19 protein-coding genes are annotated in these 23,452 nt (G+C 70.0%); 10 read left to right on the top strand and 9 right to left on the bottom strand.

Annotated features, from left to right (window positions below):
- Position 1: 1 nt before the first annotated feature.
- Both BLV57_RS37750 and BLV57_RS37745 read right to left on the bottom strand, forming a co-directional pair.
- Complete coding sequence (locus tag BLV57_RS37750) at positions 2-1,666, bottom strand: outer membrane protein assembly factor BamB family protein (protein WP_143047249.1); 1,665 nt, start codon at positions 1,664-1,666, stop codon at positions 2-4.
- Positions 1,667-1,788: 122 nt separating this feature from the next.
- Entirely contained in the window at positions 1,789-1,977 is a 189-nt protein-coding gene (locus BLV57_RS37745; RefSeq protein WP_091298100.1) for a hypothetical protein, read from the bottom strand.
- 215 nt (positions 1,978-2,192) lie between these two features.
- Between BLV57_RS37745 and BLV57_RS37740 the strand changes: the two genes are divergently transcribed.
- Positions 2,193-3,290, top strand: coding sequence for a calcium:cation antiporter (locus tag BLV57_RS37740; RefSeq protein ID WP_091298097.1), 1,098 nt, complete (start codon positions 2,193-2,195; stop codon positions 3,288-3,290).
- Here the strand turns inward: BLV57_RS37740 and BLV57_RS37735 are convergent.
- On the bottom strand, positions 3,280-3,936 hold the full coding sequence (locus BLV57_RS37735) for a hypothetical protein (RefSeq protein ID WP_091298094.1): 657 nt from the start codon (positions 3,934-3,936) through the stop codon (positions 3,280-3,282). The genes BLV57_RS37740 and BLV57_RS37735 overlap by 11 nt on opposite strands.
- 192 nt (positions 3,937-4,128) lie before the next feature.
- Positions 4,129-6,120: an NAD-dependent DNA ligase LigA gene (gene ligA / locus BLV57_RS37730; RefSeq protein ID WP_091298183.1), complete on the bottom strand. Its 1,992-nt coding sequence runs from the start codon at positions 6,118-6,120 to the stop codon at positions 4,129-4,131.
- Between the two features lie 508 nt (positions 6,121-6,628).
- Between ligA and BLV57_RS37725 the strand changes: the two genes are divergently transcribed.
- Positions 6,629-7,111, top strand: a complete 483-nt coding sequence (locus BLV57_RS37725; RefSeq protein WP_091298092.1) for an SgcJ/EcaC family oxidoreductase — start codon at positions 6,629-6,631, stop codon at positions 7,109-7,111.
- Here the strand turns inward: BLV57_RS37725 and BLV57_RS37720 are convergent.
- Together BLV57_RS37720 and BLV57_RS37715 are read right to left on the bottom strand one after the other, a co-directional pair.
- Positions 7,108-8,469 (bottom strand): HAMP domain-containing sensor histidine kinase, encoded by a 1,362-nt coding sequence (locus BLV57_RS37720; protein ID WP_091298089.1) that lies wholly within the window; start codon positions 8,467-8,469, stop codon positions 7,108-7,110. The genes BLV57_RS37725 and BLV57_RS37720 overlap by 4 nt on opposite strands.
- Positions 8,466-9,173 carry a response regulator transcription factor gene (locus BLV57_RS37715; protein WP_218134969.1) on the bottom strand — a complete coding sequence of 236 codons (708 nt, stop codon included), beginning with the start codon at positions 9,171-9,173 and terminating at the stop codon, positions 8,466-8,468. Before BLV57_RS37715 ends, BLV57_RS37720 begins: the two co-directional genes overlap by 4 nt.
- Before the next feature lie 106 nt (positions 9,174-9,279).
- On the opposite strand from BLV57_RS37715, the gene BLV57_RS37710 reads away from it, so the two are divergent.
- The gene (locus BLV57_RS37710; RefSeq protein WP_091298088.1) at positions 9,280-10,152 is read left to right on the top strand and encodes a hypothetical protein; all 873 of its coding nucleotides are present in this window, start codon (positions 9,280-9,282) and stop codon (positions 10,150-10,152) included.
- Entirely contained in the window at positions 10,149-12,362 is a 2,214-nt protein-coding gene (locus tag BLV57_RS37705) for a heavy metal translocating P-type ATPase (RefSeq protein WP_091298086.1), read from the top strand. Before BLV57_RS37710 ends, BLV57_RS37705 begins: the two co-directional genes overlap by 4 nt.
- Before the next feature lie 7 nt (positions 12,363-12,369).
- On the opposite strand, the gene BLV57_RS37700 is transcribed toward BLV57_RS37705, so the two are convergent.
- Positions 12,370-12,963 carry a hypothetical protein gene (locus BLV57_RS37700; RefSeq protein ID WP_245757673.1) on the bottom strand — a complete coding sequence of 198 codons (594 nt, stop codon included), beginning with the start codon at positions 12,961-12,963 and terminating at the stop codon, positions 12,370-12,372.
- A 155-nt stretch (positions 12,964-13,118) separates the two neighbouring features.
- On the opposite strand from BLV57_RS37700, the gene BLV57_RS37695 reads away from it, so the two are divergent.
- From BLV57_RS37695 to BLV57_RS37685, 3 genes are read left to right on the top strand one after another with little or no spacing between them, the layout of a single operon-like run.
- Positions 13,119-13,661, top strand: a complete 543-nt coding sequence (locus BLV57_RS37695; protein ID WP_091298085.1) for a DUF1453 family protein — start codon at positions 13,119-13,121, stop codon at positions 13,659-13,661.
- Between the two features lie 15 nt (positions 13,662-13,676).
- On the top strand, positions 13,677-14,798 hold the full coding sequence (locus BLV57_RS37690) for a sensor histidine kinase (protein ID WP_091298082.1): 1,122 nt from the start codon (positions 13,677-13,679) through the stop codon (positions 14,796-14,798).
- Complete coding sequence (locus BLV57_RS37685; protein ID WP_091298080.1) at positions 14,795-15,418, top strand: response regulator; 624 nt, start codon at positions 14,795-14,797, stop codon at positions 15,416-15,418. The genes BLV57_RS37690 and BLV57_RS37685 overlap by 4 nt, the downstream gene beginning before the upstream one ends.
- Here BLV57_RS37685 and BLV57_RS37680 read toward each other — a convergent pair.
- Positions 15,415-15,804: a hypothetical protein gene (locus BLV57_RS37680; protein ID WP_091298077.1), complete on the bottom strand. Its 390-nt coding sequence runs from the start codon at positions 15,802-15,804 to the stop codon at positions 15,415-15,417. The two genes, BLV57_RS37685 and BLV57_RS37680, sit on opposite strands and share 4 nt — an antisense overlap.
- 253 nt (positions 15,805-16,057) lie before the next feature.
- Between BLV57_RS37680 and BLV57_RS37675 the strand changes: the two genes are divergently transcribed.
- Complete coding sequence (locus BLV57_RS37675; protein ID WP_091298076.1) at positions 16,058-17,542, top strand: PKD domain-containing protein; 1,485 nt, start codon at positions 16,058-16,060, stop codon at positions 17,540-17,542.
- 23 nt (positions 17,543-17,565) lie between these two features.
- Positions 17,566-18,987: a hypothetical protein gene (locus BLV57_RS37670; RefSeq protein ID WP_143047248.1), complete on the top strand. Its 1,422-nt coding sequence runs from the start codon at positions 17,566-17,568 to the stop codon at positions 18,985-18,987.
- A gap of 51 nt (positions 18,988-19,038) precedes the next feature.
- Here BLV57_RS37670 and BLV57_RS37665 read toward each other — a convergent pair whose 3' ends face one another.
- Positions 19,039-22,671: a CARDB domain-containing protein gene (locus BLV57_RS37665; protein ID WP_091298071.1), complete on the bottom strand. Its 3,633-nt coding sequence runs from the start codon at positions 22,669-22,671 to the stop codon at positions 19,039-19,041.
- A gap of 572 nt (positions 22,672-23,243) precedes the next feature.
- Here BLV57_RS37665 and BLV57_RS37660 point away from each other — a divergent pair.
- Positions 23,244-23,444 carry a tautomerase family protein gene (locus BLV57_RS37660; RefSeq protein ID WP_091298070.1) on the top strand — a complete coding sequence of 67 codons (201 nt, stop codon included), beginning with the start codon at positions 23,244-23,246 and terminating at the stop codon, positions 23,442-23,444.
- The last annotated feature ends 8 nt before the right edge of the window (positions 23,445-23,452 follow it).

Here is a 23,452-nt window from a genome sequence, read left to right as displayed (position 1 = left end):
GCTACTTCCCGATCGAGAACGCGTCGTAGTCGAACGGGTTGGACGGGCCGCGCACGGCCCAGAGACGCTCGTCGTGCCAGTAGAACTGGAAGTCCTGGGTGATCGGCGCGCCGCCGCTCTGCGTCTTGAGCGGGTAGGTGGCCACCGGGCCGGGGGAGCCGTCGGCGAGGGTGAACCGGGCGATGCGCTGGTCGCCCTGGGGTGTCGCGGGCGAGAGGAGCACGACCACGGAGCCGTTCTCGACGGCGAGCGGCATGATCGCCTTGCCGTCCGGGATCGCCTGCTCCCACTTCTTGGCGCCGGACGCGACGTCGTAGGCGACGAGCTTGTTGGTGCCGTTGAGCGGAATCGACGTGACACTGACGAACAGGCCGCCGCTCATCAGGAACCGGTGGCCCTGCTGGTGATTGTTCGTGAACTCCAGCCCGACACCGTCGGAGTGCAGCCCGTCCGGCTCGCCCAGCTTGCCCGCGTCGATCAGGCCGGTCTTCTCGAACTTCTCGTCCATGACCAGATAGACCGCGTTCTTGTCACCGTTGACCAGCGCCACCGGCGGATCGGCGGTGAGCAGCCGGGGGCTGCCGAACCGGCCGTCGCCGTCCTTGGTGCCGTAGTCCTTGCCCTGGCTCAGCTCGCCGGTCGCGGGATCGAGGTAGGCGAAGGTGAGCGCGGGGTCGCTGATGAACCCGGCGATCGACACGATGAGCTTGTCCTTGGCGGGCAGCATGCTGACGATCGTGCTGCTGCCCTGGTCGCCTCCGGTCGGCTTGACCACCGGCTTGGACCAGCGCTGCGAGCCCGTCGCCAGGTCGAGACCGATCGTGCCGTAGTTCTGGGCGACCACCACGACGCCGCCCATGATCTCCAGCGCGGCGCCGGTGCGTGCCTTCTCGGGGTTGACGCTCTGCGGCACCTCCATCGGCTGCTGCCAGCCGAGCTGCCCGGTCTTGAGGTTCAGCAGCGCGGCGAACTTGCAGTTCGCGTCGCCCTGGCTGTTGAGGTCCTTGCCGAAGGCGATGGCCATCTGGTCGTTGACCGGCCTGGTGCCGACGCCGCAGAACTTGCCGCCCTCGGCGGGCGGCTTCGCCTGCCAGACCTGCTTGCCGTCGGCCTTGGCGAAGGCGGTGATGAGGCCCTGGTACGCCACGACCAGCGTGTCACCGACCTCCCACGAGCCGAACCCCTTTTCGTACTGGGGCCGCTCGAGGTGCACCTGCCAGTTCTTGGATCCCGCGGCGGGCGCGGGCTGGCCGCCGGCAGGCGCGGGGGAGGAGGAGTCGTCGGAGGTGAGCACGATCGGCACCACGACCGCGGCGGCGACCACGAGCGCCAGCACGGGCGCGAGCCACAGCCAGAGCTTCTTCTTGGACTTCGGCAGGTCTGGAGCCTCGGAGCTGACCCAGTCGTTGGGGCCAAGCTGCCAGCCGGGCTGCTGCGGTTGCTCGTACCCCAGGTGGGAAGGTGGCTGATACTGCGGTTGTGGCTGGGGGTTGTGGCCTTGCGGCGGGTAGCCCTCGTGCTGGCCCGGCGGTGGGTAGCCCTGCTGCTGGTACTGCCCTGGCGGTGGGTAGCCCTGCGGCTGGTACTGGCCAGGCGGTGGGTAGCCCTGCGGCTGGTTCGGGTTCTGGTTCTGGTCGCCCTGCCAGCCGGATTGCTGCTGCCCCACAGTCACTGCCTCCCTGAACGTGCCCCAGTCCCGGCGGGAACGCACACCGCCGGAGATGCCACCTTCACCCGAATAGCCTACTGGCGCCGCTGCCGGTACGCCGGATGGTGGCGGGCCCGAGGCTAGACGGAGGCGAGGCGGCCTGCGGGGGCGGGTGCCGTGCGGGCGGCCTCACCCGTGGTCCTGCGGGCGGCCTTGGCGCGGCGGGTGCCGGGGAAACGCTGGTCGAGGTCGAGCAGCACCGGGGTCAGCGACATCAGTGCCAGCAGCACGAGCCCGGCGTAAGCGCCCACGGTCGCGATGATCGTCATGACGGTCTCCCTTGCTCTCAGTCCGCCCGTTCCGGCGGCCTGACGCCAGGATCGCCGTCAGCAGGTACCGGGCGGATCGGTCATCCGGCGCGAAAGCACCGGCCGAACGGCCCGTTCCTCCCTGCCCGTTCGGCCGAGTCCACAAAGGACTGCCGGAAATGTGAGGTTCGCCTGGTGGAGCGGCGAGGTGACGCACGGTGTGCGAGGGTGGGGCCATGGCCGCCTCCCGCAGACCCGCGCTGTTGTCCTGGACCGTGGTGGTTCCCCTGCTCAGTGTCGTCGTGCTGGCGCTGAGCTGGGGCCGTGACCTCGGGCCGGTGCCGGTGGCCGTGGTGGCGCTCGCGCTGGCGGGCACCGTGCTGGCCGCGGTGCACCACGCGGAGGTGGTCGCGCACCGCGTCGGCGAGCCGTTCGGGTCGCTGGTGCTCGCGGTCGCGGTGACGGTGATCGAGGTCGCGCTGATCGTCACCATGATGGCGTCGGGCGGCCCCGAGGCCGCCTCGCTCGCCCGCGACACCGTGTTCGCCGCGGTCATGATCACGATGAACGGCATCGCGGGCATCTCGCTGATGGTCGGCGCGCGGCGCTACGGCGAGACGCACTTCAACCCCGAGGGCAGCGGCGCCGCGCTGGCGACCGTCGCCACACTGGCCACCCTCAGCCTGGTGCTGCCGACGTTCACCTCCAGCACGCCGGGCCCGGAGTTCAGCGGCACGCAGCTCACCTTCGCCGCGCTCGCCTCGCTGCTGCTCTACGGCCTGTTCGTGCTGACCCAGACCGTGCGGCACCGCGACTTCTTCCTGCCGGTGGAGACCGACGGCACGGTCAAACCCGAGGACCACGCCGAGCCGCCGACCACCAAGGCCGCGCTGACCAGCCTGGGCCTGCTGGTCGTCGCGCTGGTCGCGGTGGTCGGGCTGGCCAAGGTCGAGTCGCCCGCGATCGAGGCGGGCGTCCGCGCGGCCGGGTTCCCGCAGTCGTTCGTCGGTGTGGTGATCGCGCTGCTGGTGCTGCTGCCCGAGACACTGGCCGCCGTGCGCGCCGCGCAGCGCGACCGGATGCAGACCAGCCTCAACCTCGCCTACGGATCCGCGATCGCCAGCATCGGGCTGACGATCCCGGCGATCGCGCTCGCGTCGGTGTGGCTGAGCGGGCCGCTGCTGCTCGGCCTCGGCGCGACGCAGATCGTGCTGCTGGCGCTGACCGTGCTGGTGAGCGCGCTGACCGTGGTGCCGGGCCGGGCGACCCGCCTGCAGGGTGGCGTGCACCTGGTGCTGCTGGCGGGTTTCCTGGTGCTCGCGATCAACCCGTGAGCGCCTCGGCGGCCACGGCGGGCTTCTTGTCCCGCAGCAGCGTGTGGCCTTTGATCATCCAGGCGACACCGAAGGCGAACGTGGCCGCCGACTCCAGCCACAGGATCGGCCGCAGCGCCCGGATCTCCTCCTCGAAGATCCGTCCGGAAAGGACGATCAGCACCAGGCAGCCCAGAATGGTCCAGCCGCAGGCGCGGTAGACCCGGTTCCGCACGTCCTGGCGGCTGCCCGGTTCGACCGGTTCCGGGAACAGTCCGATGCAGAAGTACGCCAGCGTCAGGAAGAACACCGCCGCGCTCACGACATGCGCGATGCCGAGCGCCTGCTGGACCTCGGTCGGGTTCACCGGCCTGGTCGGACACAACGCGAGCCCGATCGCGCCGGCGCCAGCGACGTACCCGGCGATGTTCTCGGTGCGGTTCTTGCCGTAGTAGCAGAGCAGGAACACGCCGGCGGCGCACATCCCGCCGACGAAGAGGTCACGCAGGTCGCCGTAGTAGTAGCCGCTGATCGAGGTCAGCAGCTCGCCGGTGAGCAGGAACTGCCCGACGATGAGCACGACCGGCAGCGCCACGCCGACGCCGCCGATGACGCGGCGCAGGAACAGGTACGAATGGACCATCGTCTGCTCTGGGGTGGGGACCATGACCGCCTCCGGTCGTCGAACGGCGAGCTGCTGCTCCGATCATCGGCTCACGAACACCGCGACCTGACCCCGCGCGGGCTTCGAATACGTCGCGTTTGGATGACGCCGCCCCGCTCCTCAGCCGAAAGAGGTCGTGAGCGGTACGGCCGGTTCTAACCGGCGAAAACACTCACGACCCCTGCTCGGGTGCGGCTAGACGACACCGGCGGCGATGAGCTGCTGCCAGATGACGCCTTGGTCGACGACCTCGACTTCGAGTTTTTCGGCTTTCGCGATCTTGCTGGCGCCGACGTCGGCGCCGGTGATCAGCAGGTCGGTGCTCGCCGAGACCGAGGACGCGATGGTCGCGCCCGCCTTTTCGCACAACCGCTGGAAGGTCGGGCGCGGCACCTTCTCACCCGAGCGCGGGTCGCTGATCGAGCCGGTGATCACCACCGTCTTGTCCGCCAGCGGCGCGCCCGACACGACGACCGGCGGGAGGTCCTCCTCGCGCACGTCGAGCGAGACGCCGCGCTCGCGCAGCCGTTCCAGCTCGGGCCGCAGCCGGGTGAGGTGCTCGATCAGCGACGCGGCGACCTTCGGCCCGATGTCCTCGACGGCCACGAGCCCGTCGACCCCCGCGTCGGCGACGTCTTCGAGCGAGCCGAACCCCGCCCGGCACAGGCGGGCGGCGGTGCCTTCGGACGCCATCGGGATCGCGAGGCCGATCAATGCCCGCCGCAGGCCGACCTGGCGGCTGGCGTCGATGGACTCGACCATCCGCGTGGCCGAGATCTCGCCGATGCGGTCGAACTCGAGCAGGCGTTCCTTGGTGAGCGTGTAGAAGTCGGACGGGTGCTCGAGGATGCCAGCCTCGGCCAGCCGCTCGATCCAGACCCCGCCGATGGCGTCGATGTCCGCGGCCGCCCGCGACGCCCAGTGGATCAGCCGCCGCACGGTCTGTGCGGGGCAGGCGACGTTGGTGCAGAACAGTTCCCGGCTGTTGCCCTGTTCGGTCAGCGGCTGCTCGCACGACGGGCAGACGCTCGGCGGCACGATCTCGCGCTCTTCACCGGTGCGCTTGGACGCGTCGAGCACCCCGGCGACGAACGGGATCACGTCTCCCGCGCGGCGCACCAGCACCGTGTCGCCGATCTTGATGCCGCGGGCGCGGATGACCTCCTGGTTGGCCAGCGTCGCGCGGGTGACGGTGGTGCCGCCGACGAACACCGGCTCCAGCCACGCGACCGGCGCGATCTTGCCGGTCTTGCCGACATCCCAGACCACATCGGCCAGAATGGTCGTCTTCTCCTCGGCCGCGAACTTGAACGCCAGCGCCCCGCGCGGCGAGCTGGACCGGGTGCCCGCGGCCGCGTACGCGTCACGGTCGGCCAGCCGCAGCACGGCCCCGTCGAGGTCGTAGTCGAGCTCGTTGCGCTGCTGCTCGATCGCGGTGATCACGGCCTGCGCGGCGGCGGCGTCCGAACAGTGCCGCATGTCGGCCGCGTCGAACCCGAGCGTCCTCAATGCACCGTCCAGATCGGTCTCCGCGCTGTCCGGATCCGTGTGCAGGTCGAACGCGAAGAACCGCAGCCGCCGCTCCGCCACGGTGGCCGGGTCCTTGGCACGCAGCGTGCCAGCGGCCGCGTTGCGCGGGTTGATCAGCGGCTTGTCCGGATGCGCGGCGTTGTACGCGGCGAAGGTCGAGCGCAGCATCACCGCCTCACCGCGCACCTCGACCCGGCCTGGCGCGTCGACCTTGTCCGGCACCCCGTCGGTCAGCGCCTTGACCAGCGGCGTCACGTCATCGCCGGTGGTCCCGTCGCCCCGGGTGACCGCCCGCGCGAGCCGCCCGTCCTCGTAGACCAGCGCCAGCGACAGCCCGTCGAGCTTCGGCATGACCACCACCGGCTGGCCGGGGAACCGGTCGAAGAAGGCCGCGACCTGCTCCGGCTGGGTCGCCTTCTCCAGCGAGAGCATCGGCCGTGAGTGCCGCACCGGCGCGTGCAGCACCGCGGGCGCGCCGACCTGCTCCAGCGGGTTCGGATCGGGCGCCAGCTCGGGGTTGGCCGCGATCAGCCCGCGTAACTCGTCTTCGATGGCGTCGTACTCGGCGTCCGCCACGGTCGGCGAACCCCGGTAGTACGCGTCGCGCAGCGCGACGATCCGGTCGGCGAGTTCCTGTATGCGCTCTCGAGCTTCCACGCCGCAGACGCTACCCGCGACCACCGACAAAACCGTGCGCAACCCGATCGGGTCCCCGGCCCCGGGGCTCACTGGGGTCGTGAGTGTTCCGGCCGGTTAGAACCGGTCGGAACACTCACGACCTCAGCGCGCAGGGCCAGGCCGTGGGCGAAGGGCTCCCCTGCTGCACCCAACGCAGCGGGGGAGCCCCTCGTTCAGGCGCGAAAGGCTTGCGCGAGTGGTACCTCTGCTCCGTTGGACGCAGCAAAGTCACCACTCGCGCGAACGTCTCCGGGCCGGGCCGGGCCGGGGCGCGCAGCGAGGGTGCCCCCGAGTGCTTACTACGCACCCAACGGCCCCCTCGCTTCATTGCGCGGCTCAAGTCCAGCGCACTCCACGTCCGGCCCCCCGGCAAACCCAGTCTTGGGGAGATCTTGGAGTTCCGCTGGCTCTTTGCTGCACGGACGCTTCCTCGCCCGAAGCCACAGTGGACGTATCCAAAGATCCCCACCAGGCAAGGGCAAAAACCATGCGTAGCAAGACTTTCCTCGGCATTCTCGGCGCGACGGCGACGCTCGCGCTGGTGACCGGTTGCTCCAGCTCGACCGCCGCGCCCCCGAAGCAGGCGCCCAGCAAGCAGGACGTCGCGGCGCTCTTCCCCGCGTGGAATGCCGCGCTCGCGACCGGGGACGCGGACAAGGTCGCCGACCTCTACGCGCCGGACGCGGTGCTGCTGCCGACCGTGTCGGACAAGGTGCGGACGACGAGAGCCGACATCGTCGACTACTTCAAGCACTTCCTGGAGAACAAGCCGTCCGGCACCATCGAGTCGGAGGTGATCAGCGTGCTGGACCAGGACTCCGCGATCAACGCGGGCATCTACCGCTTCGCGCTCACCAAGGACGGCAAGACGCAGGAGGTCCGGGCTCGCTACACCTTCGTTTACGAACTGCGGGACGGGAAATGGCTGATCGTCAACCACCACTCTTCCGCCATGCCGGGTAAGGCCTAGCGCGCGGGGCGGAGGCTGATGCGCACGGTCAGGCCGCCGCCGGGGGTCTCCGCCAGGCCGACGAGGCCGCCGTCGTCGGTGACCAGCTGCTTGACGATCGCCAGCCCGAGCCCGGAGCCGGACTGCCCGGTGACGCCCGAGCCGCGCCAGAACCGGTCGAACGCGCGCGGCCGGTCGGCCTCGGGCAGTCCGGGGCCCTCGTCGGTCACCTCGAGCAGGACGTGCTCGTCGAGCCGGGCGGTGCGGACGGTGACCGTGCCGCCGTCGGGGGAGACCTCGAGCGCGTTGGACAGCACGTTGTCCAGCACCTGCTCGAGGTGTCCCGGGCTGGTGAGGACCTCCTGGCCGGTGTCGGCGTGCTCGGCCAGCAGCCGCACGCCGCGGTCGGCGGCGACGGCGCGCCAGACCTCGAAGCGGTCGTCGACCACGGCCGCGATGCGCACGCGCTCCGGGGCGCTCACGGCGGCCTCGGCCCGCGCGAGGGTGAGCAGGCCGTTGACCAGCCTGCTCATCCGCACGACCTCGGCCGTGGCCAGGTCGATGTCCTCACGCACGAACGGATCCGACGCGCCGTCGGCGATGTTGTCGAGCGAGAGCCGCAGCGCCGTGAGCGGGGTGCGCAGCTGGTGTGAGGCATCGGCGATGAACGCGCGCTGAGACTGGACGAGCGTGTCGATGGTCTCGGCCGCGTTGTTGAGCGTCCTGGCCAGTGTGCGCGTCTCGGTCGGGCCCGTTTCCTGGGCCCTGGCGCCGAGATCGCCGTCGCGCAGGCGCCGGGCCATCCGGTTGAGCTCGCGGAACGGCCTGGTCAGCCGCCTGGCGAGCAGCACGCCCAGTATCGCGGCGGCGATGAGCACGGCCACGGCGAGTATCGCGCGGAAACCCCAGATCTGGAGCTGGCGCTCGTTCAGCGGGGCCGACGGATAACTCACCCGGACGGCGCCGACGACGGCGCCGCTCGCGTCACGGGCGGGCACCGCGAGCACGAGCCCGGTCTCGCCGAGCGCGGGCGCCGCGCCCCAGTTCGCGCTCGCCCGGCCCGCCAGCGCCTCGGTGAACGCGAAATCGTCCGGGGCGACCGGCAGGGGCAGGGGAGCGGCCGCGACCCGGCCGGCGAGCAGGGCGTCGAGCCTGCCCGGCGTCTCGTGCTCGTAGGCGGTGGCGAGCCGCGAGAGCGCCTGCCGCGAGGGCGCGTCCGGGGCCGCGAGCAGCAACGCGGCGGTCTCCGCCTCGCGGCGCACCGAGGTCTCCGTGTCCCCGCGCAGCTGGCCGGTGAGCACGAACGCCACCGGCACGGTGAACGCGGCGATCGCCACCGCGACCAGCAGGACGTAGCTGACGACCAGTCTGCGGTTCATCGGGACGTGACCAGCCGGAAGCCGACGCCGCGGACCGTCTCGACGGTGACCGCGTCACCGAGCTTGCGCCGCAGCGCGCCGATGTGGACGTCGAGCGTCTTCGTCGGGCCGAACCAGTTGCTGTCCCAGACCGCTTCCATGATCTGTTCCCTGGTCAGCGCAGCGCCCGGCTCCTCGGCCAGGAACGCCAGCAGGTCGAACTCCTTCGGCGGCAGCTGCAGCTCCTCGCCGTCGACGTGGACGCGGCGGCCGCGGCGGTCGATGAGCAGCCGCCCGCCCGCGTAGCTGTCGGGCCGGTACTCCGTGGTCTTGGCGCTCTGGCTCCGGCGCAGCACCGCGCGCATCCTGGCGACGACCTCCCGGACACCGAACGGCTTCGAGACGTAGTCGTCCGCGCCGATCTCCAGGCCGACCACGCGGTCCACCTCGTCGGACCGCGCGCTGATCACGATGATCGGCACGTCGTCGCCCCGGTTCCGGAGCTGACGGCAGACGTCCAGTCCGTCGGTGTCCGGCAGCCCGAGGTCGAGCAGCACCAGCCCGGCGGGCTCCGCGCTGAGCGCTTCGGCGCCCGTCTTGACCCATTCGACCTCGAAGCCGTACCGGCTGAGCCCGCGCCGCAGCGACTCGGCGATCGGTTCGTCGTCTTCGACCAGCAGTACGCGCACGCGGCGATCATGCCAGCAGACCGGCCGGTAACCCATTCGTCGTCCACTATGGATACCTCGGCCAATACGGTACGGGGGTATAGATCTCGTTGACACGGGTACCCCCTATGGGTATATCTTCGCAGGGTCGAGAGGACGTGGAATGCAGACAGCAGCGAAGCTCTCCGCCTACGGGGTGGCGCTCGCGTTGATCGCCGGGGGTGCGTGGGCGGTGGGAGCCGCCGTCGGTCCCTTCGAAGGCGAAGCCGGGGCGCACACCGAGGAAGCCGGGCATGGGGACGCCCACACCACCGAAGCACCCAGTGACGATCTGCCCGGCGGGCTGGCGTCGTCGACGGGCGGCTACACCTTCACGCCTGCCGTCACGACGCTGACGCCGGGTGTGACCAGCACTTTCTCCTTCCGCGTGACCGGTCGTGACGGGCACGCGGTCACCGCGTACGACCTCAAGCACGAGAAGCTGATGCACCTCATCGTGGTGCGGCGCGACGGCTCGGCCTTCCAGCACGTGCACCCGTCGCTCGCCGCCGATGGCACCTGGAGCGTCCCGCTGAGCTTGCCCGAGCCGGGCAGCTACCGGGCCTTCGCCGACTTCGCGCCGACCGGGGACGAGGCCACGACACTAGGCGTCGACCTCGCCGCGCCCGGCGATTTCCGGCCGGTGACCCACGAGCCCGCGCGAGTGTCCGATGTGGAGGGTTACCAGGTGCGGCTCGACGGGGAACTGTTGCCTGGCAAGGCTTCGAAGGTGACGCTGACCGTCACCAAGAACGGCACGCCGGTCACCGATCTCCAGCCGTACCTGGGCGCCTACGGGCACCTTGTCGCGCTGCGCGGCGGCGATCTGGCGTATCTCCACGTGCACCCCGACGGCACGACGGCGGCCGGGCCGTCGGTCACCTTCTTCGCCGAGGTGCCGTCGGCGGGCACTTACCGGCTGTTCCTGGACTTCCAGCACGAGGGCAAGGTGCGGACGGCCGAGTTCACCGTGCCTGCCGAAGGGGCGACGTCATGACCGCGAACCTGGACCACGCGACGGCGATCGAACTCGACATCACCGGGATGACCTGTGCGTCCTGCGCGACGCGGATCGAGAAGAAGCTGAACAAGCTCGACGGCGTCACCGCCACCGTCAACTACGCGACCGAGAAGGCGAAAGTCTTCTACGGCACCGGAATCGAGCCACGGCAGCTGATCGAGCAGGTCGAGGCCGCCGGCTACTCGGCCGCGCTGCCCGTCAAGGAGGAAGCACCCGAGCAGGAGGCCGACGAGACCGCGCCGCTGCGGCAGTGGCTGATCGGGTCGGCCGTGCTGTCGGTGCCGGTGATCGTGCTGGCGATGGTCCCCGCGTTCCAGTTCACCTACTGGCAGTGGATCTCGCTGACGCTCGCCGCGCCCGTGCTGGTGTGGGCGGCCTGGCCGTTCCACAAGGCCGCCTGGACGAACCTGCGGCACGGCGCGGCCACCATGGACACGTTGATCTCGATGGGCACGCTGGCCGCGTTCCTGTGGTCGCTGTACGCGCTGCTCTTCGGGACCGCGGGCGTGCCGGGGATGACGCACCCGTTCGAGCTGACCGTCCAGCGGATGTCCGGCGACGGCAACATCTACCTCGAGGTAGCCGCGGGCGTCACCACGTTCATCCTCGCCGGGCGGTATTTCGAGGCCAGGTCGAAGCGCCGCGCGGGCGCCGCGCTGCGTGCGCTGCTCGAACTCGGCGCGAAGGACGTCGCCGTGCTGCGTGACGGGCGCGAGGAGCGGGTCCCGACCGACCGGCTCGTTGTCGGCGACCTGTTCGTCGTGCGGCCAGGCGAGAAGATCGCGACCGACGGCGTCGTCACCGAAGGCAGTTCCGCGGTCGACGCGAGCATGCTGACCGGCGAGAGCGTCCCGGTCGAGGTCGGGCCCGGCGACGCCGTGGCGGGCGCGACGGTGAACGCGGGCGGCAGGCTGATCGTTCGCGCGACGCGGATCGGCGCCGACACCCAGCTCGCCATGATGGCCAAGCTGGTCGAGGACGCCCAGACCGGGAAGGCGCGGGTCCAGCGGCTCGCGGACCGGATCTCGGCGGTGTTCGTGCCGATCGTCATCGCGCTCGCCGTGGGCACGCTCATGTTCTGGCTCGGCGCGGGCGGCTCGGTCTCGGCCGCCTTCACCGCGGCCGTCGCCGTGCTGATCATCGCCTGCCCGTGCGCGCTCGGCCTCGCGACGCCGACCGCGTTGCTCGTGGGCACCGGCCGCGGCGCGCAGCTCGGCATCCTGATCAAGGGCCCGGAGGTCCTGGAGTCGACGCGCCGGGCCGACACGGTCGTGCTGGACAAGACCGGCACCGTCACGACCGGGCAGATGTCGCTCGTCGAGGTCCACGTCGCCGAGGGGGTCGACGCCGACGAGGCGCTCCGGCTCGCGGGCGCGCTGGAGAGCGCGTCGGAGCACCCGATCGCCCGCGCGATCGCCCGTGCCGCCGGGGACGGACTTCCGAAGGCCGAGGAGTTCACCAACCTCGAAGGCCTTGGCGTGCAAGGGATCGTGGACGGCAAGGCGGTGCTCGTCGGACGGTCCGCGCTGCTGGAGCAGTGGAGTCACCGGCTGCCCGAAGCGCTCGCCGAGGCGAAGGCGGCCGAGGAGAAGCTCGGCCGGACCGCCGTGGCCGTCGGCTGGGACGGCCAGGCCCGCGCGGTGCTGGTCGTCGCGGACACGGTCAAGCCGACGTCCGCGGACGCCGTGCGACGGCTGTGCGCGCTCGGGCTCACCCCGGTACTGCTCACCGGCGACAACGAGGCCGCCGCCCGCGCGGTCGCCGCCGAGGTCGGCATCGACCAGGTCATCGCCGAGGTGCTGCCCCAGGACAAGGTCGACGTGGTCACCCGGCTGCAGCGCGAAGGCAAGGTCGTCGCGATGGTCGGCGACGGCGTCAACGACGCGGCCGCGCTCGCCCAGGCCGACCTCGGCCTCGCGATGGGCACCGGCACCGACGTCGCGATCGAGGCCAGCGACCTCACGCTGGTCCGCGGTGACCTGCGCGCGGCGGCGGACGCGATCCGGTTGTCACGCCGGACGCTGCGCACGATCAAGGGCAATCTGTTCTGGGCGTTCGCCTACAACATCGGGGCGCTGCCGCTGGCGGCGGCAGGCCTGCTCAACCCGATGATCGCGGGCGCGGCGATGGCCTTCAGCTCGGTGTTCGTGGTCAGCAACAGCCTGCGGCTGCGCGGCTTCCGCTGACCGGCGTTCAGAGGCACGGTGGCCGGTAGCCGTCGATGCGCAGACCCCGGAAGTCGAGCTTGTTCGGGGTCTTGCCGACGAAGACGAAGCCCCGTGCCTCTGCCAGCGCCGAAGCGAACGAGTAGGACGGCTTGCCCAGCTCGGGCAGGAACGTCCACTGGGCGGGGGAGAAGCTGAAGAACTTGGTCACGCGCTTGCCGCCGGTCGACGGGACGAGGGTGAGCCACTTGTCGCCGCCGCTCCAGTGCGACGCGGGCCGCAGCTGGACGTACAGGTCGTCGGTCGCGCTGTAGGTCATCCAGAAGCCCGACGACTTGGCCAGGTCCGCCTGCGCCTCGAACTGGTTGCCGAGCCAGACGACGACCACGTGCCACTCGGCGTTCAGGAAGGTCACCTTGGCGGCGTAGCGGTCCCGCTCGCGCACGAGCAGGCTCCCGGTGGCCGGGACGGTGGTGCCCTCGCCGCTGGCGATCCACTGCTGCAGCCGGTCGATCGACGGTGTCGCGCACTCGCAGCCAGGACTCGCCGTCGCCGGGCCGGGCAGGGAAAACGCCAGCAGGCAAGCGAACACGGAGACCACCGCACGACCGAAAAGGCGCATCTCACGAAATGTAGAGGCGCGCGTCCAGGTTGTCTAGACCATGCTGCCGGGTGGAGAAGATCTCCACCCGCGGATACGGCGTGCGCCTCAAGACCCGGGCGGTGGTCCGGACCTAACTTCGGGGTACATCGAAAAACCCTGGAGGGGAACACATCATGAGTGGCGTCACGCAGATCGTGCTCATCGTCGCGGTCATCGGCTACGTGCTGGTCAGGCGGATGGCCGGGCAACCGGCGGAGGCCAAGCGGATGCTGGTGCTGCCGGCGATCCTGGTGGTCATCGGCCTCTCGGACATCGGCTCGGTCACCCGATCGGGGATCGCGCTGACGTTCCTGGTCGTGACCACCGCGCTCGGCGTGGCACTCGGCGCGCTGCGCGGGCTGAGCATCCGGCTGTATCACCAGGACGGCCTCGTCTTCATGCGCTACACCTGGGTGACCGTGCTGCTGTGGGTGGCCAACATCGGCGTCAAGGTCGGGTCCGGCGCGCTGCTGGCCGCGCTCGACAAGGGGACGGATTCGAACAACGCGATGTTCGTGTCGCTCGGCCTCGGGCTGCTCGCCGAAGGTGTCGTCGTGCTGGCGAAGGCACTGCGCTCGGACCACCAGATCGTCTGGAAGACGGGCAAGGACGGCGCGCCGCACGAGCGGTCGCCGTTCCTCGACGACCTTCAGCGGCGCGCGAGCCGTCGCGGCTAGCTACGCTGAGCGACGATGACCGACGACGCGAAGGAGCCGGGGACGCGCGGGCCCCGGTTCACCGACGAGTGGCTGCGCCCCTTCATCATGGGCACGCTGGTCGTGGTGACGGTGGTGCAGTTCACCACGCATCCGCTGATCGCCCCGCCGCTCGCGATCGCGCTGCTGGTGGTCGTCTCGGCCATCACCATCGGCACGCTCTTCTCGTGGCCGCCGAGTGCGACCTTCCCGATCGCGCTGGCGTTCGCGGTGTGCTCGGCCGTGCTGCTCGCGGTCGCGCAGTCGACACTGGCGCCCGCGTTCGCGTTCGTCGCCAGCGGCAGCGCGGGCGCCCGGCTTCGCACCCGGGTGGCGATCGGGGTGGCCGTCACGGGCGCGCTCATCGCGGTCGGCGCCGTGCTGCTGGTCGACGAGCTCCACCCGCTCGACCGGCAATGGCCGTGGTGGCTCGGGTTCGCGGCCGCCGCGCCGGTCTACATGGGCATCGCCCGCCGCGAACGGCGTGAAGCGCTGCTCAGCGCCGAGCGGGCGGTCCGCTCCGAAGCCCGCGAGGCCGCGCTGCTGGAACGCGGGCGCATCGCGCGCGAGATCCACGACGTGCTCGGGCACTCACTGTCCGGCATCGCGATGCAGCTGGACATGGCGGATGCCTTGTACGGCAAGGGACGCGGTGACGAAGCCACCCAGGCCGTGCGCCGCGCGAGGGCACTCGCGGTCGACAGCATCACCGAAACCCGGCACGCGATCCACGCGCTGCGCGAGGACACCCTGCCGCTGGAGCGGACACTGGAACTCATGGCGACAGGGGAGGGCGTCGCCTTCGAGATCGACGGGACGCCGTCGCCCGTGCCGAGCGAGGTCGCGCACGCGGTGATCCGCGCCGCGCAGGAGGCGCTGACCAACGCGGCCAAGCACGCGCCGGGCGCCGACCGTTCCATGAAACTGGGCTTCGCGGGCGAAACCGTCTCGCTCACCATCGAGAACGGCCCCGCCCGCAAGCCCGCCGACCCAGGGCTCGCCGGCGGCGGGCTGGGCCTGCCGGGGATGCGCGAGCGCGTCGCGCTGCTCGGTGGCACACTGCGAGCCGGACCGTCCTCTGTGGACGGCTGGACGGTCGAGCTGGAGGTGCCCCGATGACGATCTCCCTGCTCGTCGTGGACGACCAGGCCTCCGTCCGCGAGGCGCTCGCGGTGATGCTCGACCTCGCCGACGGCATCCACGTGGTCGCCACGGCCACCAACGGCAAGGAGGCCGTCGCCGCGGTCGCCGAGCATCACCCCGACGTGGTCCTGATGGACCTGCACATGCCGGTCATGGGCGGCGCCGAGGCCACCGGCCACATCCGCGCGGCCAGCCCGGACACCCAGATCGTCGTGCTCACCACGTTCGACGACGACGATTCGATCCTCGCCGCGCTGCACGCGGGCGCGAGCGGCTACCTGACCAAGGAAGCCGACCGCGCCAAGATCGAGCAGGCCGTGCGCAGCGCCGCGTCGGGGCAAGCCGTGCTCGCCCCCGAGGTCCAGCGCCGCCTGCTGTCTCTCGCGAGCCGCCCGGCCCGCGTGGAGGAGACCTTCACGCTGACCGCGCGGGAGCGCGAGATCCTCGGCCTGATCGGCGAAGGCCTGCGCAACCCGGAGATCGCCGCGCGCCTGGTGATCAGCGAGGCGACCGTCAAGACGCACATCAACAACCTCTTCGCCAAGGCCGGTTTCCACTCGCGCGCCGACGCGGTCAGGTACGCGCTCGGGCGCTAGACCTTGCGCGGGAACTTGGCCACGAACTCGTTGCTGCCCTTGTAGGACAGGTAGACCTCGACGGCGCTGATCCCGCCCGCCGGGCCAGGCTCGGTCCAGCCGAACTTCCTCGCCTCGTTCGTCGCGGTGCGCGTCTGGATGTCCAGCAACCGGCTGCCCGAGTAGAACTTGAACGTCACGGTCGTGCTGCCGGCCGGTTCGCGGTCGAACACCGCGCCGCTCACCCCGACCGAGCGCTCGTACCAGGTGAACGTGCCGTCGACCGTCCCGCCGTCCCGGCTGGCGGTGTCGCCGCCGAAGTCCGACTTGGGGTAGGCGGCGGACGCGGTCCCGGCGGTCGCGGCCAGCAGGGCGAGCGTGGTGATGGCTACGGCTGTGCGCCTCATGAGCGTGGTTCTCCTTGATGATCTTCCGTACCGACGCCCGCATGGTAGCCGTGCGGGGACCGGCTTTCGGGCGCTTTTCCGCGGCAAGCGATCTGGGCGGAATCTGGGCGGGACCTGTGCTAGCCGCCGGCACCGCTACGCCACGCGGCGCAACTTCACGCCGGATCGGTTGCGTTCGGCCGGAACGCGGCGATGCTCAGTTCAGTAGCCTCCGCAGCGAGGTTGGGGGCAGAGGGTCCATGGGGGGACAACAGTGCTGCTGTCTTTACGTTCGCGCGGCCGGATCGCCGCGCTCACCTCGATCAGCGCCTTACTGGCCGTCTTGACCACGGGTGTCGCGAACGCGGCCCCGCCGTCCAACGACGACTTCGACAACTCGACGGCGATCACCGCGCTGCCGTTCAGCGTGCAGCAGGACACCAGCGAAGCCACCAAGGGCGGCGACGACCCGTTCGCGTGCCAGGGCTACAACGCGGAAGGCAGTGTCTGGTTCCACTACACCGCGACCGAGACCGGGCTGCTCCGCGCCACGACCGCGGGCAGCGACCACCGGACCGTGCTGTCCGCGCTGGTCGGCCTGCGCCACGAGCTGCGGGGTGTGCGCGACGGCTGCTACAGCGGGCAGGACGCACAGATCACCTTCGCCGCGACCGCCGGGACGACCTACCACTTCCAGGTCTCCGGCTATGACGTCGCCGGTGGTGCGCTGAAGTTCGCCGTGGACACCATCGCACCCGCTCCCAACGACGCCTTCGGGCGGGCCGAGGCCATTTCCAGCCTGCCTGCCACGAAGACGCCGGACCTTTCGACCGCCTCGTTCGAGGCCGACGAGCCGGATTCGACGTGTGTTTACAACGAGACCGAGCCTTCGGTCTGGTACGCCTACACCACTGCGGGACCCGCGCTTTCGGTGACCGCGCAGACCGAGTCGTACGACACGGCCGTCACCGTCTACACCGGTGGCAGTCTGCCCGAGCTGCGGCAGGTCGCCTGCCAGGCGTACTCGTACGGCAGCCGCGCGGTGTTCCGCGCGAACCCCGGCACGACCTACTACGTCCGTGTCACCGGCGACCACGACCAGCCCGTCAAGCTGGACCTGGCCGAGGCGCCCCCGCTCCAGGCGGAGATCGACCAGGGGCCGTCGAACCCGACCGTGTTCGACAACGTCCGGTTCGCCCCGCATTCCTGGCAGACGATCGACAACCCGCTTTCCGCGGACTGGGATTTCGGTGACGGCACCAAGGCGCCCGCGAGCACCGAGGGGGTCACCCACCACTACGCCGCCGATGGCGTCTATCCGGTCACCATGCGCGCCACCTCGCCCGACGGCCGCACCGCCACCCGGACCACCCAGGTCACGGTGAACACGCACGACGTCGGCATCACCCGGTTCGACACCCCGGGCACCGCGCGTGCGGGCCAGAGCAAACCGATCACGGTGTCCGTGGCGAACGCGCGCTACGGCGAAACGGTGACCGTCGTACTGACCAAGCACGACGGGACGTGGTGGAAGGAGGTCGGCAGGCTGACGCTGGCCGTGCCCGCGCGGCGGGACCGCACAGTGCAGTTCCCGTTCTCCTACACGTTCACGAACGACGACGCGCTCAAAGGCAAGGCCACGTTCCGAGCGGTGGCCGAGCTGCAGTACCCGGTGCAGGACGCACTGCCGGTCGACAACGAGGTGATCGCCATCGCGACGACCGTCAAACCGCGTGCCGCCAGCTTGGTCATGGACTGACTTTCCGAGGGGGAACGAACATGATGCTGTCCAAGAGAACGGCGGTCATCGGCTTCATCGCCGCCGCGATTTCCGTGCTGACGCCCGGATTCGCGCACGCCGCCCCGCCGTCCAACGACGACTTCGACACCGCCACCGCCATCACCGCGTTGCCGTTCCGCACGAACGCGAACACGGCGGGGACCGTCGCGGCCGCCGATGACCCGACGTCGTGCAGCACGCAGGTCACCGGAAGCGTCTGGTACCGCTATACCGCGCCCGCCGACGGCATCGTCCGCACTTCGCGCGGGAGCGGCCGGTACGGGCCGTTCATCGCGGTGTACACCGGCGAGCGCGGCGCACTGACCCAGGTGCCCGGCGCGTGCACGAATCCTTACAACGGCCCGCCGTTCACCACCTTCCACGTCACGGCGGGCACGACCTATCACGTGATGCTGTTCGAAGAGTTCGGCAGCTCGGGCACCGTCGACTTCGACTTCATGTCGGTGCCACCCGAACCCAACGACGCCATCGCGGCCGCGACGGCAGCCGGGCTGCCCGCGGAGTACACGGGCGACCTGACCCGCGCGTCGGCCGAGCCCGGCGAACCGGCGGCGAGCTGTGATCCCGAGGCCGTTCAGTCGGTCTGGTATCGCTACGTGCCGGAGCGCACGAGGTCGGTGAGCGTGGAGAAGGTATTCGGAAAGGCTCCCGCGATCAGCGTGTACCGGGACGGCGCCGAACTGGACTGCGTGCCAGGAGGAAACCACCTGGCGTCGGTGTTCACCGCCACCGCCGGGCAGGCCTACTACATCCGGGTGGCCGACTCCGCCGAACGGGCGGCGTGGTTCGACCTGCGCATCGCGACCGCGCCCGCGTTGCGGCCCAACGGATACTTCACCAACGATCGTCCGTCGGTGTACAGCGAGATCGGCTTCACGCCGACTTCGGGTGACCCGCTCGGGAGGTCACTCGTCAGCGGTGAGGTGCGGTTCGGTGACGGCACCTCCGCGCCCATCACCGGCGGGGAACTCCGGCACCGGTACACAGTGGACGGTACGTATCAGGTCGAGTTCACGGGGTCGACCAACGACGGCCGGACCGGCACCGGTGTCAAGACGCTGAAGGTCGAGACGCACGACGTGAGCCTGACCGGCTTCTCGGTGCCCGCGACCGCCCGCGTCGACCAGACCAAGCCGCTCAAGGTCTCGGTCGTCAACGCCCGCTACGGCGAGACGGTCAAGGTGACCCTGCTCAGGCAGACACCGGAGGGCTATTTCACCGAGGTCGGTGCGCTCACCCAAGCGGTGTCGGCGCCCGGGAAGGTCGACTTCCCGTTCGCGTACACCTACACCGCGGCCGACGCGGCGGCGGGCAAGGTGACCTTCAAGGTGGTCGCCACCCTGGACAACAAGGACGACGCCCGCCCGTCTGACAACGAGCTGATCGCCGCGACCAAGTTCTGAGTCGTGAGTGGTACGGCCGGTTAGAACCGGCCGTACCACTCACGACCCCTGTCAGCCGGTGGTGAGGACGAACGTCGAGCCGGGCTGCTTGACGATGTCTCCCTTCGCGGAGTTGGTGATGGTCACGTTGGTCAGCGTCGCGCTGCCGCGCGCCCCGCTCATCGCGAGTACACCCGCGCCGTTGTTCGACTTGTCGATGCGGACGTTCGTGACCGCCACGTCCGGGATGTTCCCGCCGCCGGTCTTGAACTGGATCCCGTCATAGGTCGAGTCGGCGATGTCGGTGTCGCGGATCGTGACACCCGGGATGTCCAGGTTGGCCGCGAACAGCGTGATGGCGCCGAACTCCTGGTCCTCGTTCCAGAACGCGCCGCCCGTGCGGTAGAGCCCGTTGTTGGCGATCAGTGTCTGCCCGGAGAACGGCAGCGGGTCGTGATCGGTCGCCAGCATGATGCCCGGGTAGTTCATCGTGTCGTAGACGAGGTTGTTCTCGATCTTGTTCCCGTACCCGCCGTAGATCGCGATCCCGTTGGCACGCCAGGGAAGCTGGATCGTGTTGTTGGTGAAGGCGTTGTCGTGGCCGATGTCGGTCGACGGGTCCTTCACGTACTTGTTGGCCCACACCGCGAGCGCGTCGTCGCCGGTGGTGCGGAACGAGGAGTTGAACACGCGGGAGTTGCGGCTGCCGTTGCTCAGGTTGATGCCGTCCGCGTAGGTGTCGCGGATCCGCATGCCGCTGAACTGCAGCCCGTCGGCCGGGCCCCACAGCGCGGGGATGTTGTCGTAGTCCCGGCCGACCCAGACGCCGACGTTGGCGTGCTCGATCCAGACGTTGGAGATCTTGGTGTTCTTGCCGAACCGCCCGTTGAGGCCGACGCCGCCCTCGGCGCCGTCGGGGCCGCCGCGGATGCGCCCGGAGCCGAAGATCGCGATGTCGGAGATCTGGACGTTGTTGTCGATGTCGAACCCGAAGTTGCCTTCGTGCGGATGGTTGATGCCGTGCGCGTTCTGCGGCTCGGTCAGCGTGTAGAACTGCGAGTACCACATGCCCGCGCCGCGGATGCTGACGTTGCTGATGCCCACCTGGTTGTACTGACCGCGGTTCTCCGGGTCGTCGGTGAGGATCTTCTGCTCCTGCCGCCACTGACCGGCCGGGATCCAGACACAGGAGATGACGCCGTTCTGGTCGTCGGTCACCGCGCGCTGGATGGCGGCGGTGTCGTCGCCGCCGTCATCGGGAATCGCGCCGTACTGGGTGATCGACGTGCACTCGGCCGGCTTCTCCGACGGCGGCGCGACCTGCTCGAGGTCCACCAGGTCGACGATGTAGAACGACGCCGTGTCGCTCGCGTCGCGCTGCAGCCGGAACTTGGTGCCCGCCGGGTAGCTCGACGGGAGCAGCGCGTGCGCCTCGTCGAACAGCCGCCGCGCGTCGGCCTGCGGGGTGTTGGTCAACGCCTCGGGGCCGTCGGTGTTGCCGTAGAGCCAGCTGTGTTTCGACGACAGGTTCAGCTTCTGGACGAACGTGTCGTTGACGTACAGGCTCAGCGTCGCGTCGATGCCGCCGCCGTTCGGCGCGTCGGGGATCGAGTTGCGCACGACGATCGAGTTGGCGGCGGCCGCCGAGGTGACCTCGACGAACTGGCCGGTGCCGGTCAGCCTGACCGACTGCCTGCCGGACGACTCGGTCGCGAAGTTCGTGTGCCCGAAGGTGCGCAGCGGGTCGGTGGTGAGCAGGGTTCCCTGGTAGCGCCCGGCTTCCGCCTCGTACTCGGTCCACGGAACGGCGGCGCCGCGTCCGACCACAATGGACTGGGACAGCGAGTTGTTGGTCTCGTTGGTCTCCGCGACGACGCCGGTCGCGTCCGCGGTCGCGGTGATCGTGGCGCCGCCGCTGGTGGCCGTCCACGTGCCGGTGGTGGTCACGCTCGCGGTCGCGCCCGCGTTGATCGGCGCGGTCGTGGTGTCGAGCGTGGTGCCGCCCGCGACCACCCTGGTGACGGTGTTCGCGCCGGTGCCAGTGGTGCCGCGGTTGTGCACCGAAACGGTGAAGCGGACGGCCGTGCCCGCCGCCGGGTTCGGCGGATTCGCCGTCACGGCGAGAACTTGCAGGTCAGGACCGGGTGCTTGCGAGACCACGAGCTGCGAGGACGCGGTGAAGCTGTTGTTGTCCTCGTTCTGCTCGAAGATGGTCTTGGCCGGATCGACCACCGCCGAAGCGCTGTAGCTGCCCATAGCCTTGCGGCCCGCGGACGTCGTGACCGTCGCCGAAGCACCTGAGGCCAGCGCGGCGACCGGCGCGGTGCCGGCGACCGAACCACCCAGCAGGAAGTTGACCGAGGTCGCGCCCGCCGGCGCGGTGCCGGTGTTGCGGACCGTGGCCGACAGCGTGATCGGGTCGGTCTCCGACGGGCTGGCCGGCGACCAGGTCAACGCCGTCACGGTCAGATCGGGGTTGGGCGACGGCGTGCCGACGACCTGCAGCTCGGCGACCTGGCCGCCGGGCGCGCCGCTGTTGGCGGTGAATCGCAGTTGCAGATCGGCGATGCGGCCGGTGACCGGGATCGTCACCGAGTTCTGGTTGGTGGCCGGGTTGAACGCGTAGTTCGCGCCCGCGACCAGCGACGTGAACCCGGCGGCGGACTGCTCACGCCCGAGCACCTCGATGCCCTGCGTCCTGGGGCCCCACACGGCATCCGGGTTGAGCTTGACGACGACCGAGCTGACATCGGCGTTCGCGCCGAGCTTGACGGTCAGCGTCGACGGATAGCCGGACGACTCCCAATAGGTGGCGAGATTGCCGTCGTTCGCGTTGGCCGCGACGAAGTTGAAGGCCGCCGACGACGCCTCGATCGGCTTGCCCCGCGCGAGATCCGTGCCGCCGCCCTGGCCTGCCCTGAGCACGTGGTTGCTGTCGCCGGACACATTGCCCGCGGCGTCACGCGCGCGGACGAAGTACTCGGCCGACGCGGTGGACGGCTGCGTGTCGGTGTAGGTGAGCGCGTCGCCCGCGACGGTCGTCACGAGCGCGTTGTTGCGGTAGACCGCGTACCCGGTCACGCCGACGTTGTCGTTCGCCGCCGACCAGGTGAGCCGGATCTGGCCACCGCCCGGCTCGGTGAACGCGAGGTTCGACGGCGGGCTCGGCGGCTGGACGTCCCCGGTGACCGGCCCGTACACCTCGAACTCGGAGATCTGCGCGGCGGGCCAGCCGGTGTTGCCGGTGATGTTCAGCCGCAGATAGCGCGTGGTCGTCGTACTGAACGTGAGCGAGACGGTGTTGCCGGCCGCAGGGCTGAAATCCTGCCCGGCCAGCGCGCTGACCTCGGTGAACGCGGTCCCGTTCGTGCTGGCCTGCACCCCGAGCGTCTGCCTGCGCGCGCCCCACGAAGCGGGCAGTTTCAGCACGACCCGGTTCACGGCCGTCGCGGCGCCGAGATCGGCCTGCAGCCATTGGGGGAACGCGTTGTTCGTGCTTTCCCAGTAGGTGTTCTGGTCGCCGTCACCGGCGTTGCCGACGGGATAGCCGGGCAGCGCGCTGCTGGCCGACAGGGTCTTGTCCGCGACGAGCCCCGCGGCTTGGGCCGGTGGCGGTGCGGTGCTGGGGGCGGCGGTGGCGGCGGAGACCCCGGCGGCGATCAAACCCGCCGCGAGTAGGGCGCTGAGCAGCTGCTTCCGGTGCATCGTGTCCTCTGATCCTCATTGATGACAGAGACGGGGGAGCCCTGAACTTGCGTGAGCCAGTCGATTTCTTGCGGGGAGAAGTTTAAATGTTGCAGACAGATCACCGGTTCGTCAACGCCCTGTTCCCCGCCGCCGGATCCGGGTCGTGAGTGTTGCGGGCGGTTAGAGCGAACCGGTATTCGACGACCTGCCCGTGACGTGGCCTTGGCTGGCGTGCACGGGTGGGGCTTGTGTCACGCTCAGCGGAACGAAAGTGACTTATGTGTGGTGGTGTGTGGGAAACGTGGCGTTCAACGCTCCGTTTCCCACACCCCGGGCCCCGGTCTGGGTGACGCGGGCGGCCCTTGTCACCCAGAGCGTTGCAAGGGCGACCCTTGTCACGTGCCCAGGGTGGACGAGCTCGAGCGAGTGGAAGAATTTCTGCATCTAACGGAGCAAACCTTCCACTCGCGCCGAGACTCGGGCGGTAGGTAGCCAGGTACCGGTCCGCTAGAACCGGCCGGAACACTCACGACCCCCAAGGAGCGGCGGGCCCTGGCATGATCGGGTCGCTCACCAGTGGGAGGAAACGAATGCCGTTCGTGGAGATCAAGCTCGCCGAGGGCCGCGACCCCGAGATGCTCCGGGCTTGCCTCGCCGCGGTGCACGACGCCGTGCGTGACAGCCTCGGCGTCGACGATCAAGCCATCAGGGTGCACATCACCGAGTTCAAGCCCGAGCTGTGGAGCGCGGGCGGGGTGACGATGGCCGAGCGCAGGGCGCAGTCCTTGTGAAGCTGAGC

Origin of the sequence: Amycolatopsis xylanica, from assembly GCF_900107045.1 — a bacterium.
GTDB lineage: Bacteria > Actinomycetota > Actinomycetes > Mycobacteriales > Pseudonocardiaceae > Amycolatopsis > Amycolatopsis xylanica.
This window is presented reverse-complemented; position numbering and strand designations above follow the sequence as displayed.

Coding starts and splice junctions, on each gene's coding strand:
- BLV57_RS37700 (WP_245757673.1), bottom strand. CDS start 12,963: ATGCGCCTTTTCGGTCGTGCGGTGGTCTCCGTGTTCGCTTGCCTGCTG.
- BLV57_RS37740 (WP_091298097.1), top strand. CDS start 2,193: ATGGCCGCCTCCCGCAGACCCGCGCTGTTGTCCTGGACCGTGGTGGTT.
- BLV57_RS37690 (WP_091298082.1), top strand. CDS start 13,677: ATGACCGACGACGCGAAGGAGCCGGGGACGCGCGGGCCCCGGTTCACC.
- BLV57_RS37665 (WP_091298071.1), bottom strand. CDS start 22,671: ATGCACCGGAAGCAGCTGCTCAGCGCCCTACTCGCGGCGGGTTTGATC.
- BLV57_RS37685 (WP_091298080.1), top strand. CDS start 14,795: ATGACGATCTCCCTGCTCGTCGTGGACGACCAGGCCTCCGTCCGCGAG.
- BLV57_RS37735 (WP_091298094.1), bottom strand. CDS start 3,936: ATGGTCCCCACCCCAGAGCAGACGATGGTCCATTCGTACCTGTTCCTG.
- BLV57_RS37725 (WP_091298092.1), top strand. CDS start 6,629: ATGCGTAGCAAGACTTTCCTCGGCATTCTCGGCGCGACGGCGACGCTC.
- BLV57_RS37680 (WP_091298077.1), bottom strand. CDS start 15,804: ATGAGGCGCACAGCCGTAGCCATCACCACGCTCGCCCTGCTGGCCGCG.
- BLV57_RS37695 (WP_091298085.1), top strand. CDS start 13,119: ATGAGTGGCGTCACGCAGATCGTGCTCATCGTCGCGGTCATCGGCTAC.
- BLV57_RS37705 (WP_091298086.1), top strand. CDS start 10,149: ATGACCGCGAACCTGGACCACGCGACGGCGATCGAACTCGACATCACC.
- BLV57_RS37745 (WP_091298100.1), bottom strand. CDS start 1,977: ATGACGATCATCGCGACCGTGGGCGCTTACGCCGGGCTCGTGCTGCTG.
- BLV57_RS37660 (WP_091298070.1), top strand. CDS start 23,244: ATGCCGTTCGTGGAGATCAAGCTCGCCGAGGGCCGCGACCCCGAGATG.
- BLV57_RS37720 (WP_091298089.1), bottom strand. CDS start 8,469: ATGAACCGCAGACTGGTCGTCAGCTACGTCCTGCTGGTCGCGGTGGCG.
- BLV57_RS37710 (WP_091298088.1), top strand. CDS start 9,280: ATGCAGACAGCAGCGAAGCTCTCCGCCTACGGGGTGGCGCTCGCGTTG.
- BLV57_RS37670 (WP_143047248.1), top strand. CDS start 17,566: ATGCTGTCCAAGAGAACGGCGGTCATCGGCTTCATCGCCGCCGCGATT.
- BLV57_RS37715 (WP_218134969.1), bottom strand. CDS start 9,173: ATGGGTTACCGGCCGGTCTGCTGGCATGATCGCCGCGTGCGCGTACTG.